Origin of the sequence: Luteimicrobium album (assembly GCF_030161555.1) — a bacterium.
Lineage (GTDB): Bacteria > Actinomycetota > Actinomycetes > Actinomycetales > Cellulomonadaceae > Luteimicrobium > Luteimicrobium album.
Genome location: NZ_BSUK01000001.1, coordinates 3,529,495 through 3,542,751 on the forward strand (window position 1 = coordinate 3,529,495; position 13,257 = coordinate 3,542,751).

Annotated in this window: 9 protein-coding genes and 5 pseudogenes; 10 read left to right on the forward strand and 4 right to left on the reverse strand. The window is 72.2% G+C overall.

Annotation, left to right across the window (positions count from 1 at the left end; translation table 11 throughout):
• Nucleotides 1-18 precede the first annotated feature (18 nt).
• Nucleotides 19-348 (forward strand): hypothetical protein, encoded by a 330-nt coding sequence (locus tag QQK45_RS18050; RefSeq protein WP_284295153.1) that lies wholly within the window; start codon nt 19-21, stop codon nt 346-348.
• A gap of 166 nt (nt 349-514) precedes the next feature.
• Here QQK45_RS18050 and QQK45_RS22575 read toward each other — a convergent pair whose 3' ends face one another.
• Nucleotides 515-709 (reverse strand): hypothetical protein, encoded by a 195-nt coding sequence (locus QQK45_RS22575; RefSeq protein ID WP_348525283.1) that lies wholly within the window; start codon nt 707-709, stop codon nt 515-517.
• On the opposite strand from QQK45_RS22575, the pseudogene QQK45_RS22580 reads away from it, so the two are divergent.
• The 4 genes and pseudogenes from QQK45_RS22580 to QQK45_RS18065 all read left to right on the forward strand — a co-directional run.
• Nucleotides 654-1,040, forward strand: a pseudogene (locus QQK45_RS22580) (MFS transporter); the annotation flags it as partial. The gene QQK45_RS22575 and the pseudogene QQK45_RS22580 overlap by 56 nt on opposite strands.
• A gap of 121 nt (nt 1,041-1,161) precedes the next feature.
• Nucleotides 1,162-2,364 carry an MFS transporter gene (locus tag QQK45_RS22585; protein WP_348525284.1) on the forward strand — a complete coding sequence of 401 codons (1,203 nt, stop codon included), beginning with the start codon at nt 1,162-1,164 and terminating at the stop codon, nt 2,362-2,364.
• Nucleotides 2,361-2,936: a TetR/AcrR family transcriptional regulator gene (locus tag QQK45_RS18060; RefSeq protein ID WP_284294417.1), complete on the forward strand. Its 576-nt coding sequence runs from the start codon at nt 2,361-2,363 to the stop codon at nt 2,934-2,936. The genes QQK45_RS22585 and QQK45_RS18060 overlap by 4 nt, the downstream gene beginning before the upstream one ends.
• Nucleotides 2,937-3,096: 160 nt before the next feature.
• The gene (locus QQK45_RS18065) at nt 3,097-3,711 is read left to right on the forward strand and encodes a DUF4865 family protein (RefSeq protein WP_284294418.1); all 615 of its coding nucleotides are present in this window, start codon (nt 3,097-3,099) and stop codon (nt 3,709-3,711) included.
• Between the two features lie 30 nt (nt 3,712-3,741).
• On the opposite strand, the gene QQK45_RS18070 is transcribed toward QQK45_RS18065, so the two are convergent.
• Nucleotides 3,742-4,347, reverse strand: coding sequence for a class I SAM-dependent methyltransferase (locus QQK45_RS18070; RefSeq protein WP_284294419.1), 606 nt, complete (start codon nt 4,345-4,347; stop codon nt 3,742-3,744).
• Nucleotides 4,348-4,423: 76 nt separating this feature from the next.
• Nucleotides 4,424-5,817 (reverse strand): annotated as a pseudogene (locus QQK45_RS23450) (UTP--glucose-1-phosphate uridylyltransferase); the annotation flags it as partial.
• Nucleotides 5,818-6,182: 365 nt separating this feature from the next.
• On the opposite strand from QQK45_RS23450, the pseudogene QQK45_RS18080 reads away from it, so the two are divergent.
• The 3 genes and pseudogenes from QQK45_RS18080 to QQK45_RS18090 all read left to right on the forward strand — a co-directional run.
• Nucleotides 6,183-8,331: pseudogene (locus tag QQK45_RS18080) on the forward strand (glycogen/starch/alpha-glucan phosphorylase).
• Between the two features lie 138 nt (nt 8,332-8,469).
• Nucleotides 8,470-9,855 (forward strand): lipase maturation factor family protein, encoded by a 1,386-nt coding sequence (locus tag QQK45_RS18085; RefSeq protein WP_284294420.1) that lies wholly within the window; start codon nt 8,470-8,472, stop codon nt 9,853-9,855.
• 92 nt (nt 9,856-9,947) lie between these two features.
• Nucleotides 9,948-10,514: pseudogene (locus QQK45_RS18090) on the forward strand (Dps family protein); the annotation flags it as partial.
• Nucleotides 10,515-10,555: 41 nt separating this feature from the next.
• On the opposite strand, the gene QQK45_RS18095 reads toward QQK45_RS18090, so the two are convergent.
• Nucleotides 10,556-11,179, reverse strand: a complete 624-nt coding sequence (locus tag QQK45_RS18095; RefSeq protein WP_284294421.1) for an L-threonylcarbamoyladenylate synthase — start codon at nt 11,177-11,179, stop codon at nt 10,556-10,558.
• A gap of 141 nt (nt 11,180-11,320) precedes the next feature.
• On the opposite strand from QQK45_RS18095, the pseudogene QQK45_RS18100 reads away from it, so the two are divergent.
• Both QQK45_RS18100 and QQK45_RS18105 read left to right on the forward strand, forming a co-directional pair.
• Nucleotides 11,321-12,497: pseudogene (locus QQK45_RS18100) on the forward strand (CE1758 family FMN-dependent luciferase-like monooxygenase).
• Nucleotides 12,498-12,571: 74 nt separating this feature from the next.
• Nucleotides 12,572-13,237: a CE1759 family FMN reductase gene (locus tag QQK45_RS18105; protein WP_284294422.1), complete on the forward strand. Its 666-nt coding sequence runs from the start codon at nt 12,572-12,574 to the stop codon at nt 13,235-13,237.
• The last annotated feature ends 20 nt before the right edge of the window (nt 13,238-13,257 follow it).

Genomic DNA, 13,257 nt, shown 5'->3' on the forward strand with positions numbered 1-13,257 from the left:
ATTCTCCTGGACGACCTCGTGACGCTCGTGGGTACCGTGCTCGCCGCGCACGACTTCCGGCACGACGAGGTCCACCACAAGGGCGAGCTCGTCCGCGGCGAGCCCCGCCTCCTCGCCCGCCAGCTCTGGCGCTTCGAGCAGACCATGACCGCGACCGCGGACCTCTTCCGACGACGAGGCGAACGGGACGTCGACGACCAGCCGCTCGACGGCGAGGTCGGAGCGTTCCTCGTGGTCTCGCTCGTCCGGCTCACGCACCAGCTCTGGAGCGTCAGCGGTGAGCGGGGCGAGCTCGCCGACCACCTCCCCGTCGCCGTCAGCCAGCTCCGCCGGCTGTTCGCGTCCTGACGGTCCGCCGCCACGGCGGCACGAACTGAATCCCCGAACCTCGACCGCGGCCAAACCGATGAGTCGACGCGTCGTGCCGGGTCCACCCGGTGCAACGCCCCCGAACCCCCGCCCCCGCAACCCCTGGAGTCACGTTGTCCTCCTCGACCGAGTCCGCGCCGCCCGCTCAGGCGGCCGCCGGCGGCCCACCCGAACCCGCCGGTCCCGTGGTCGTGCTCACCCAGCGCACGATCTGGGTCATCTTCTCCGCCCTCATCGCCGGGATGTTCCTGTCCTCGCTCGACCAGATGATCGTCTCGACGGCCATGCCGACGATCGTCGGCGAGTTGCACGGCGTCGAGCACCAGGCCTGGCTCGCCACCGCCTACCTGCTCGCGATGTCGATCGTCATGCCGCTCTACGGCAAGTTCGGTGACGTCTGGGGCCGCCGCTGGCTCTTCCTGATCGCGATCGGCGTCTTCACCGTGGCGTCCGCGGGCGCCGGCATGTCGACGTCGTTCGGCGAGCTCGTGTTCTTCCGCGGCCTCCAGGGCGTGGGCGGCGGCGGCCTCGCCATCCTCGCGATGGCGATCATCGCCGACATCGTCCCCGCGAAGGACCGCGGCAAGTACATGGGCCCCATGGGCGGCATCTTCGGCCTCGCGGCCGTCGCCGGCCCGCTGCTCGGCGGCTGGTTCACCGAGGGCCCCGGCTGGCGCTGGTGCTTCTGGATCAACGTCCCGATCGGCATCATCGCGTTCATCGTGGCCTTCAAGGCCCTGCGCCTCCTCGCACCACGCGAGCAAGCACGTCGACTGGCTCGGCACCGTGACCATGGCGCTCGCGACCACGGGCATCATCGTCGCGGCGTCCTGGCCGAGCCTCGCGAACGAGAAGGGCTACGACTGGGGCTCGCCGGGCCTGCTCGGCACCGTCGTCGCCACCGTCGTGCTCGCCGTCACGTTCGTCATGGTGGAGCTCCGTGCGGAGGACCCGATCCTTCCACTGCGCCTGTTCAAGAACAGCACGTTCACGCTCACGACCGCGATCGGCTTCGTGATCGGCGCGGGCATGTTCGCCGCGATCCAGTTCCTGCCGACCTACCTGCAGATCGTCAAGGGCGAGGGCGTCACGGCGTCCGGCCTGCTCCTCATCCCGATGATGGTCGGCATGATGGGCGCCGCGATCGTGTCCGGTGCCCTGATCGCCAAGCGCGGCAAGTACCGGATGTACCCGATCGTCGGCCTGGCGATCGCCGCGGCGGACCTCGCGTGGCTCACCACGTTGGCCGTCGACACGAGCCTGTTCGTCTTCGGCGCGATGATCTTCGTGTTCGGCCTCGGCATCGGCCTGGTGATGCAGAACATCATCCTGGCGGTGCAGAACTCGGTCGACCCGCACGAGATCGGCGTCGCGACGAGCGCCAACTCGTACTTCCGCGAGATCGGTGCCACGCTCGGCATCGCCGTCGTCGGCACGATCTTCACGTCGCGCCTGTCCGAGCGTCTCGGTGACGTCTTCGCGCAGGCCGGTGGTGCCGCGCAGGGCGGCGGCGCCGACTCGCTGACGCCGGACGTCGTCAAGCAGCTCCCCGAGCCCATCCACTCGGGCGTGCTCAACGCCTACGTGGACGCGCTCGCGCCGACGTTCTGGTACCTCGTGCCGATCGGCGTCCTCGCGCTCGTGATGGCGTTCTTCCTCCCGCAGCTCAAGCTGTCGGAGACCGCCGGCATGGTCGCGCGCGGCGAGGCCGTCGCGGCGCCGAAGGCCGGTGGCGAGACCGAGCTCGTCGAGGGTGAGGCCGCCGCCGTTCCCGAGAACGTCACCGTGGGTGCGACCACCGACGGCTCGCCCGCAGGCGACGCCGCACCGGGCGGCATCGCCGCTCCCCGCGTCAGGCGGACTGAGCGACGCGGTCCTCGGGCCGGACGTAGCCAGGCGAAGGGCCGTGGTGGTCGGGTGACCACCACGGCCCTTCGCCGTCTCCCAGCACTGTTCTCGTCCCTGTACCTACGAGTATGTACACTGATTGCATGACCACCGCCGACCGCCTCGTCGAGAGCACCCGCGAGCTGCTGTGGGAACGCGGCTACACCGGTACCAGCCCCAAGGCGATCCAGCAGCGGGCGGGTGCCGGGCAGGGTTCGATGTACCACCACTTCACCGGCAAGCCGGACCTCGCGCTCGCCGCGATCCGCCGCACCGCGGACGAGATGCGCGCCCAGGCCGAGGCGCAGCTCAGCGCACCGGGGGCCGCCGTCGACCGCGTGACCGCCTACCTGCGCCGCGAGCGGGACGTCCTCAAGGGCTGCCCCATCGGTCGGCTCACGCAGGACCCCGACGTCATGGCCTCCCCGACGCTGCGGGAACCCGTCGAGGAGACGCTGGGCTGGCTGCGCGAGCGCCTCTCCCAGGTCCTGGCCGAGGGGGTCGCGCGAGGCGAGCTCGACCCGGCCCTGGACGCGCGGGAGACCGCCGCCACGGTCGTCGCGGTCCTCCAGGGCGGCTACGTCCTCGCCCGCGCCGCCGGCTCCGTGGAGCCGTTCGACCAGGCGGTGACCGGAGTCCTCGGGCTCCTGGCCGCGCGCGTCGTCGACCCTGCCGCGTAGGGGCGCCGCATGCGCGTCGTCCGCACCCCGGACCCACCTGGCCGTCCAGGAGGTCGCGGACGACGGGACCGAGGCCGAGCCGGGCGCCCCGGTCACCGCGACCGAGTACTCCGCCCACCCGTCCGACTCCTGACGGCATACCGAGAAAGGCAGCGTCACCGTGCACGCGAGCCAGTACGAGATCACCCTGCCCGCCGACTACGACATGCAGATCATCCGGACACGCGTCGCCGTCGGCGGTCACGTCCTCGACGACCGAGCCGGGCTGGGTCTCAAGGCGTACGTGATCCGGGAGCGCGGCGTGACCGGCTCGCCGGTCAACCAGTACGCGCCCTTCTACCTGTGGAACGACACGGGCCAGATGGCTCGCTTCCTGCTCGGGGGCGGCGGGTTCCAGAACATCGTGCGGGACTTCGGCCGCCCGACGGCACGGCAGTGGGTCGGCGTCGCGTGCTTCGCCGGCCCCGGCCGTGCGACGGCGCCGGCGACGGCCTCGCGCCGTCTCACCCCGGCGCCGGTCGACCCGGACCCGGAGCGGACAGGTCTGGGGCTCTCGGCCCTGGTCGAGCGCGAGACCGAGCAGCTCCGGCAGCTCGCCCGCCGCGACGGCGTGCACACGGCCGCGCTCGCCGTCGACACCCACCACTGGCAGCTGCTCCGGTTCGTGCTGTGGGCGGACACGTCCGCCCGGGACGACGACGCGACCGAGCGCTACGAGGTGCTGCACCTCTCGGCCCCCGGCCTGGCCGACCTGCCCGACGGGGCCGTCTGGTAGGCGGGCGGTCGGCCGCTCCACCGGGCTCCGTCAGGCCCCGGCGCCCGCGGTCTCGCCCACGACGGCGTAGCGCTCGTCCGTGATCGGTCCGCCCCAGAGCGCCGGGTCGTCCAGGCGGCGGAACCGGACGCTGTCGGTTCGGCGCCGGACGGCGGCCTCGGTCCACGTGCCGGACAGACCGGCGCCGGTGTCCCAACGGCCCTCCACGAGCACGAGACGGCCGCCCGGGCCCAGGAGCGAGACCCACCGGTCCAGCGCGACCTCGGGGTCCGGCAAGACCCACAGGACGTGGCGGACGAGCACCACGTCGAAGGGGCCGCGGCCGGGCGGGTCCGCCGCGTCGCCCCGGCGGAACGTCGCGCGGACCCCGAGACGGTCGGCCTTCGCGCGCGCCTTCGCGAGCATCTCTTCCGAGAAGTCGACGCCCTCGACCTCGAACCCGTCCCCCGCGAGGAGGCACGACAGCGAACCGGTCCCGCACCCGAGGTCCACGACCGTCGCCGGCGGGGGCGGGAGCAGGGACCGCAGGAGCGAGCGCCACGCCTCACGCACGACCGGGTCGGTCAGGCCGTGGTCGGGCTGCCGGTCGAACTCGTCTGCGTACGCGTCCCACCGGGCCGCGCCCTCGGGGTCCACGTCAGGGCTCCGCGACCTCGTCGTCGAGGTCCGACAGGTCGACGGGGACGTCCCGCTTGGCCTCGGGCTCGACGACGCCCTCGCCCCCGACGGTGGCGTCGTCGGGCACGGCTGCCGGGGCGCCGTCGTCGGGTGCGGCGAGGTGCGCGTGCCCGACGACGGACACCTGCGCGCCGAACGTCCAGTCCCCCTCGACCGTCAGGGACTCGGCGAGCACCAGCGACGGGACGCCGTGCGGGAAGTGCGCGTCGAACGTCCCGACCGTGCGGAAGTGGTCGGGGTCGAGCGTGATCTCCGGCTCCGGGACGGTCGCGCGGACCGTGCCGTCGTCGCCCAGCTCGTAGACGTCCGAGCGCAACCGCAGGAGGTCGTCCGTCGTCTTCACCGGGAGGAAGCGCTCGCGCCCGACCTCGATCACCGCGGCGTCCTCGAACAGCTCGATCGCCGCACCCATCGCCGTCTCGATCTGCACGACGCGCGGCGACGAGGCGTCGGCCGGGTCCACGGTCTTCTCGTTGCGGATCAGCGGGAGCGGGAGGACGCCGTCGTGCTCGTCGAGGAGCGCGGCGAGCCGGTCGAGGTCGAGCCAGAGGTTGTTCGTGTTGAAGTACTGGTGCCGGCCGATGTCGGTCGCAGCGTCCTTGTCGTCGTCCGCAACCTGGGACGTCTCGCGCAGGACGATCCGGTGGTCCGACGCCCGCACCACGAGGTGACCTCCTTGCGGTCGGCCGGCGTGCGGCGCGCCACCTCGGCGCCGAAACCGGCACCCGTCGACGCGAACCAGCCCGCCATCGCCGCCGACGGCGCGGAGCCCAGGTTGTCGGCGTTGGACACCGCGGCATAGCGGAAGCCGGCGGCACGCAGCGCCTCGAGGACGCCCGACGTCTGCAGGGCCGTGTAGAGGTCGCCGTGTCCCGGCGGGCACCACTCGAGCTCGGGGTCGGCGCGCCACTCCACCGGCGTCAGGTCGTCCGCGAGCAGCTTGGGCTCGCGGTTCTGCAGGAAGTCCTGGGGCACGCCGTCGACGGCGAGGTCCGGGTACCGCTCGAGGGCTGCGAGGCTGTCGTCGCGGGTCCGGAAGCTGTTCATGAGGACGAGCGGGAGCCGGACGCCGTACGTCTCGCGCGCCGCCAGGACCTGGCGTGCGATCACGTCCAGGAACGTCAGGTCGCCGCGCACGGGGAGCAGCGACTTCGCCCGGTCCATCCCCATCGACGTGCCCAGGCCGCCGTTGAGCTTGATCAGCGCCGTCCGGCCGAGCGCCTCGCGGGCGTCGTCGTCACCCTCGGCATCGAGGTCCTCGGCGTGGGCGACGTCCGTGAGCGGCTCGACGTCGGACTCCGGGAGGATCCCGGTCGCGCCCTCCTCGAGCAGGTGGTAGCCGTGCTCGAAGACCTTGATCGCGACGTCGGGCACCCCGGCGTCGCGCATCTTGTCCCGGGCGAGGTCGAGGCCTGAGGGTCCGTCCATGGGACCGATCGTAGGGGCGGACCCTCGGCGGGTCGCGGCAGGTCTCGCTACGGTAGGACCGTGACCAGCACGCCAGCGCTCCCGTCCGCCGAGACCTTCGCCGCCGAGTTCCGCGACCAGCTGCTCCACGAGCAGGGCGTGAGCCTGCGCACGGCCTCCCCACCGACCTCTACCAGGCGCTCGGACGCACCGTCCGGCGCCACCTCGTCGACGGGTGGTTCGACACCCTCGCGACCCAGCTCCCCCGCCGCTCCAAGGTCGTGGCCTACCTGTCGGCCGAGTACCTGCTCGGGCGCCAGCTCGAGAACGCGCTCCTCGCGACCGGCCTGACCGACGTGGCGCGCGAGGCCCTCGCCTCGCTCGACGTGTCGTTCGACGACGTCGTCGAGCAGGAGGTCGAGCCCGGCCTCGGCAACGGCGGTCTCGGCCGCCTCGCCGCGTGCTTCGTCGACTCCTCGCGACGCTCGACATCCCCGCCGTGGGCTACGGCATCCGGTACGAGTACGGGATCTTCCGGCAGACGTTCGTCGACGGGCGACAGGTCGAGCAGGCCGACGACTGGCTGGCGCTCGGGTCGCCCTGGGAGCTGCCGCACCCCGAGATGGCCGTGACGGTGGGCTTCGGCGGGCACGTCGAGGGCGAGGACGGCACGGACGTGCCCCGCCGCTGGGTGCCGGGCTGGACCGTCGAGGCCGTGCCCTACAACTACCTCGTCCCCGGCTACGGGACCCGGAACGTCAACACCCTGCGCCTGTGGAGCGCACGCGCCACCAAGGCGTTCAACCTCCAGACGTTCAACGCCGGGGACTACGAGGCCGCCGTCCGCGGCCAGACGTACGCCGAGAACATCTCCAAGGTCCTCTACCCCGAGGACTCGACGCCGCAGGGCAAGGAGCTGCGCCTGCAGCAGCAGTACTTCTTCGTCGCGGCGTCGCTGCGGGACCTCCTCGACCGCGTCGTCGACGACGAGGAGTGGGACGCGATCCCCGACCGCGTCGCGTTCCAGCTCAACGACACGCACCCCGTGATCGGGATCCCCGAGCTCATGCGGATCCTCGTCGACGACCACGGCCTCGCCTGGGACCGGGCGTGGGACATCACGCGCCGCACCTTCAACTACACGTGCCACACGCTGCTGCCCGAGGCGCTCGAGGTGTGGTCCGTCGAGCTGCTCGGCCGCCTCCTCCCGCGGCACCTCGAGATCATCTACCGGATCAACGAGGAGTTCCTCGACGGCCTGCGCGACCAAGGGGCGAGCGAGCTCCAGGTCCGGCGGATGTCGATCATCCAGGAGAACCCCGAGCGGGCCGTCCGGATGGCGTTCCTGGCCACCGTCGGGTCGTCGCGCGTCAACGGCGTCGCCGAGCTGCACAGCCAGCTCCTGCGCGACGTCGTCCTGCACGACTTCTCGCAGCTGTGGCCCGAACGCTTCACGAACGTCACCAACGGGGTGACGCCCCGCCGGTTCGTGCGCCTCGCCAACCCGGGGCTGTCCGCCCTGGTCGACGACGCGATCGGCGACGGCTGGGTTCGCGACCTCGACCAGCTCCGCGGCCTCGAGCCGTTCGCCGACGACCCCGCGTTCCGCGAACGCTTCCGCGACGTCAAGGCCGCGAACAAGCGTCGGCTCGCGGGGCTGCTCGACGCGCGGGACGGCATCGCCGTCAGCCCCGACGCGATGTTCGACGTCATGATCAAGCGGCTGCACGAGTACAAGCGCCAGATGCTCAAGGTCCTGCACGTCGTCACGCTCTACGACCAGGTGCTGCGCGGAGAGCTGCGCGCCGAGGACATCACGCCCCGCGTCGTCGTCTTCGGGGCGAAGGCCGCACCCGGCTACAAGATGGCCAAGGAGATCATCGCGCTCGTCAACGCGGTGGGCGCCGCCGTCGACGCCGCACCCGAGCTCCAGGGCCGCCTGCGCGTCGCGTTCCCCGCCAACTACAACGTCACGCTCGCCGAGAAGCTCATCCCCGCGGCCGACCTGTCGGAGCAGATCTCGCTCGCCGGCAAGGAGGCGTCCGGCACGGGCAACATGAAGCTCGCCCTCAACGGCGCGCTCACCATCGGCACGCTCGACGGCGCGAACGTCGAGATCCGCGACCTCGTCGGCGACGACAACTTCTTCCTGTTCGGCCTCACCGAGCCCGAGGCCCAGGCCGTGCAGGACGCGGGCTACGACCCCGGGTCCTACTACGAGGCCGACGCCGACCTGCGGGGGCCATCGACCTCATCGCATCGGGCGCGTTCTCGGGCGGAGACCGGGCCGTGTTCGAGCCGATCGTGTCCGACCTCCTGTGGAAGGACCGGTTCCTCGTGCTCGCGGACTACCGCGCCTACCTCGACGCGCAGGCCCGGGTCGAGGCCGCGTACGCCGACCCGGACGCCTGGTCCCGGGCCGCGATCCTCAACGTCGCCCGCTCCGGCTTCTTCAGCTCCGACCGGTCGATCCGCGACTACCTGGACCGTGTCTGGCACGCGAACCCGGTGCCCGCCGAGGCCCGCCAGCCCTGACATCTCCCCGGGCGGGCCGGCGGCATAGCGTGGAGTCATGGACTGGGCCGCCTGGTTCGGCACCGACGGGTACGACGTCGCCCGCGAGGTCTTGCTCCGGGGTTCGCGGCGCTGACCGTCGTCGCGCTCGCGTCCGCCTTGGCCCAGTTCCCCGCGCTGCTCGGCGAGCACGGGCTCGAACCCGTGCCCAGGTTCGTCGCCCGGACGTCGTGGCGGCGCGCACCCTCCCTGCTGCGGTGGCGGTACTCCGACCGCCTGTTCCGCGTCTACGCCTGGGTCGGCGTGGCGCTCGCGGTGAGCGTCGTCGTCGGGCTGGCGCAGGCCGGGCCGTGGTGGGTCGTGACGGTCGTCTTCCTGCTGCTGTGGGCGCTGTACCTGTCGATCGTGAACGTCGGGCAGACGTTCTACGCGTTCGGCTGGGAGTCCTTGCTGTGCGAGGCGCTGTTCCTCACGGCGTTCCTGGGCTCGACACGCGTGGCGGTGCCGGTGGTCGTGCTGGGGCTGTCGCGGTGGCTGCTGTTCCGGCTCGAGTTCGGGGCGGGCCTGATCAAACTGCGCGGCGACCGTGCCTGGCGCGACCTGACGGCCCTGTACTACCACCAGGAGACGCAGCCCATGCCCGGGCCGCTGTCGTGGTGGGCACACCACCTGCCGGCGTGGTGGCACCGGCTCGAGGTGGTCGGGAACCACGTGGCCCAGCTCGGAGCCCCCGTGCTGCTCGTGGCGCCGCAGCCCGTGTCCTCGATCGGGGCCGGGGTCATGGTCCTGACCCAGCTCTGGCTCGTGGCGACGGGGAACTTCTCGTGGCTCAACTGGGCGGCGATCGTCCTCGCCGTGGGCGTCGTGAGCGACGGCGTCTGGGCCCGGGTGCTCCCCTGGGTGCCCGACGACGACGCGGTCGCCGTGGGCTCCCGTCCGCCCGACGACGTCCCCGTCGCCTTCGCGGTGGTGGTCGGCCTCGCGGCGGTGGTGCTGCTGGTCAAGAGCTGGCGGCCGCTGCTCAACCTGCTCTCGCGCCACCAGCTCATGAACGCGAGCTTCGACCGCTACCGGCTCGTCAACGCGTACGGGGCGTTCGGGTCGGTCACGAAGGACCGGTTCGAGGTCGTCGTCGAGGGGACGCGCGAGACGTGCGACGAGTGTGAGCCCCGCTGGGCGGCGTACGAGTTCCGGGGCAAGCCGGGTGACGTGCGGCGGCGTCCGCCCCAGGTCGCGCCCTACCACCTCCGGCTCGACTGGCTCATGTGGTTCCTCGCGCTGCGCGGGTACCGGGACCCGTGGGGCGGCTCGTGGTTCGACGTCTTCCTGCTGCGCCTGCTCGAGGCCGACCGCCCGACGCTCGCCCTGCTGCGCCGCGACCCCTTCCACGGTGAGCGTCCGGTCGCCGTCCGCGCCGTGCTGTACCGGTACCGCTACACGAGCCGCGAGGAGCGCCGTCGGACGGGGGCGTTCTGGGCGCGCGAGGAGCTGACGCTGCTCGAGGCCCCGCTCACGCTCGCGGACGCCCGCCGCGCGGCGGGGTGAGCGCGGCCTCGCCGACGTGCGAAGGACCTGCTCGCGCGCGACGGTGGAGGCGGCGGCACGAGAGCCGCGCCGCGCTCGTAGGAGGTCTCAGGATGGCAGCGCAGAAGCCCACCCCGCACTACACCGTCCCCGGCATGTCCCTCGAGGACGGGCAGAAGGTCGCGGCGATCCTCCAGGACCGGCTGAACTCCCTGAACGACCTCGCCCTCACGCTCAAGCACGTGCACTGGAACGTGACCGGACCCCACTTCATCGCGGTGCACGAGATGATCGACCCGCAGGTCGAGGAGGTCCGGGCGATGGTCGACGAGACGGCGGAGCGCATCGCCACGCTCGGCTCGTCGCCCCTGGGCACGCCGGGTGCGATCGTCGCGGGCCGGACGTGGGAGGACTACTCGCTGGGCCGCGCGTCCGCCATCGCGCACCTGGGTGCGCTGGACGAGGTGTACCAGGGCGTGATCTCCGCGCACCGCCAGGCCGCCGAGGACACCGCGGGCGTCGACGACGTCACGAACGACATGCTGATCGGGCACCTGCACTCGCTCGAGCAGTTCCACTGGTTCGTCCGGGCGCACCTGGAGAACGCGGGCGGCGACCTGTCGACCGAGGACAGGCGCACCGAGCGCTCGGCTGCGAACGCGGCGGAGAAGGGCGCGCGGCGAGCCGTGACGGATCGGCCGAAGCGCCCGGCGCCGACGGCTCAGCCCTCGAACGGCGCCGGGTCGCCGGCACCGACGCGGACGACCTCCGGGACGCCCGACGACAGGTCGACGACGGTCGTGGGCTCCGTGCCGCAGTCCCCGCCGTCGACGACGGCGTCGACCACGTGGTCGAGCTCCTCCTTGATCTGCCAGCCGTCGGTGAGCGGGTCCTCGTGCCCGGGCAGCAGGAGCGTGGAGGACACGATCGGTTCCCCGAGCGCCCGGACGATCGCGAGCGCGACGGGGTTGTCCGGGATCCGCACCCCGACGGTGCGCTTCTTGGGATGGGCCAGGCGCCGCGGGACCTCGCCGGTGGCCTTGAGGATGAACGTGTACGGCCCGGGGGTCGCGGCCCGGATGGACCGGAACGCCGCGTTGTCGACGATGACGAACTGCCCGAGCTGGGCGAAGTCCGCGCACACGAGCGTGAAGTCGTGCCGCGCGTCGAGGTGCCGGAGCCGCCTGATGCGTTCGGGGCCGGTGCGGCTGCCCAGCCGGCAGCCGAGCGCGTAGCACGAGTCGGTCGGGTAGACGATGAGGTCGTCCTCCCGGACGAGCTGCGCGACCTGCTCGATCGAGCGTGGCTGCGGGTTGACGGGGTGGACGTCGAAGTAGCGCGCCATGCCTCCGAGCGTAGGACGGCCTGGCGCGCGAGGCCGGGAGGCGGGCGCGAGAGTGGGGAATACCGGCTGCCTGTGACCCGTTGAGGCGGTCGATACATGCAAACGCATGAACCAGACGGACCCAGGCAGCGGGAGCGCAGCATGCAGTACGGCATCTTCACGGTCAGCGACGTGACCACCGACCCGACCACCGGGCGCACCCCCGACGACACCGAGCGCGTGCGCAACATCCTCACCATCGCCCAGCACGCCGACGAGGCCGGGCTCGACGTCTTCGCGACCGGCGAGCACCACAACCCGCCGTTCGTCGCGTCCTCCCCCACGACCATGCTCGGCTACCTCGCCGGGGTCACGAAGAACATCACGCTCTCGACCGCCACGACCCTCATCACCACCAACGACCCGGTCCGCATCGCCGAGGAGTACGCGATGCTCCAGGTGATCTCCGACGGCCGCATGGACCTCATGCTCGGCCGCGGCAACACCGGCCCCGTCTACCCGTGGTTCGGGCAGGACATCCGCCAGGGCATCAACCTCGCGATCGAGAACTACGCCTTGGTCCGCCGCCTGTGGACGGAGGACGTCGTCGACTGGCAGGGCAAGTTCCGCACCCCGTTGCAGGGCTTCACGTCCACCCCGCGCCCGCTCGACGGCGTCCCCCGTTCGTGTGGCACGGCTCGATCCGCTCCCCGAGATCGCCGAGCAGGCCGCCTACTACGGGGACGGCTTCCTGCACAACAACATCTTCTGGCCCATGGAGCACACCAAGCAGATGGTGGCCTTCTACCGCCAGCGCTTCGAGCACTACGGCCACGGCCGCGCCGACCAGGCGATCGTCGGGCTCGGCGGCCAGGTCTTCGTCCGCAAGGACTCCCAGAAGGCCTGGGACGAGTTCCGGCCCTACTTCGACAACGCGCCCGTCTACGGGCACGGCCCCTCGATGGAGGACTTCACGCGCGAGACGCCGCTCACGGTCGGCAGCCCGCAGCAGGTCATCGACCGCTACGCGGCCTTCCGCGAGGACGTCGGCGACTACCAGCGCCAGCTCTTCCTCGTCGACCACGCGGGCCTGCCGCTCAAGACCGTGCTCGAGCAGATCGACATCCTCGCCGAGGACATCGTCCCCGTGCTGCGCGCCGAGGCCGACAAGCACCGCCCGACGGACGTCCCGTCCGACCCTCCCTCGCACGCCGACCTCGTCGCCAAGGCGCGGGCCGCCGGCGAGGCGACCGACCTGCACGTCGTCGGCGAGGACCGGTGGACCGGCCGCCGCGCCGAGGACGACGCCGACGAGACCGCCGACGCCGTGACCCGATGACGGCGACCCCGACCACCGGTGCGACACTTGACGTGGTCAACCGAACCGACGATCTCAGCACCAGAAGGAGCATCGTGAACCAGTCCGAGCCCACGAGCACGGCCGGCCCGCGCCGCGTCCTCCTCGTCTCCGCCGGCCTGAGCCAGCCGTCCTCGACCCGGCTGCTGGGCGACCGCCTCGCCGAGGCGGCCGCCGCCGCGCTCGCCGAGCAGGGCGTGAACGCGACCGTCCAGGCGGTCGAGCTGCGCGACCACGCGCACGCCATCATGGACGCGATGCTCACCGGGTTCGCGTCCGGGGACCTCGCCCAGGTGATCGAGGACGTGACCGGCGCCGACGCGCTCGTGCTCGTCACACCCCTGTTCACCACGACCTACTCCGGTCTGTTCAAGTCGTTCGTCGACATCCTCGACAAGGACTCGCTCGTCGGGATGCCCGTGCTGCTGGGCGCGACCGGCGGCACGCCGCGGCACTCCCTCGCCCTCGAGTACGGGCTCCGGCCGCTGTTCAGCTACCTGCGGGCCGACGCCGTGACGACGAGCGTCTTCGCCGCCACCGACGACTGGGCCGAGGCAGGCGGCAGCGCGGGGACGCTCCCCGAGCGCGTCCGACGCGCGGGCCGCGAGCTCGCGCGCACCGTCGCGGACCGGGCGCCCCGCGCGCAGGCGTCGCAGGACGCGGACGCACCCTTCTCGGGCACCCCCTCGTTCGAGGACCTGCTGGGCGGGCTCGCCGGCTGACGCCGGCGCGTCCGGACCCT

What these genes read in the sequence shown, in the direction of transcription:
- QQK45_RS22585 (WP_348525284.1), top strand. Translation starts at nt 1,162, where the DNA reads ATGGCGCTCGCGACCACGGGCATCATCGTCGCGGCGTCCTGGCCGAGC.
- QQK45_RS18060 (WP_284294417.1), top strand. Translation starts at nt 2,361, where the DNA reads ATGACCACCGCCGACCGCCTCGTCGAGAGCACCCGCGAGCTGCTGTGG.
- QQK45_RS18095 (WP_284294421.1), bottom strand. Translation starts at nt 11,179, where the DNA reads ATGGCGCGCTACTTCGACGTCCACCCCGTCAACCCGCAGCCACGCTCG.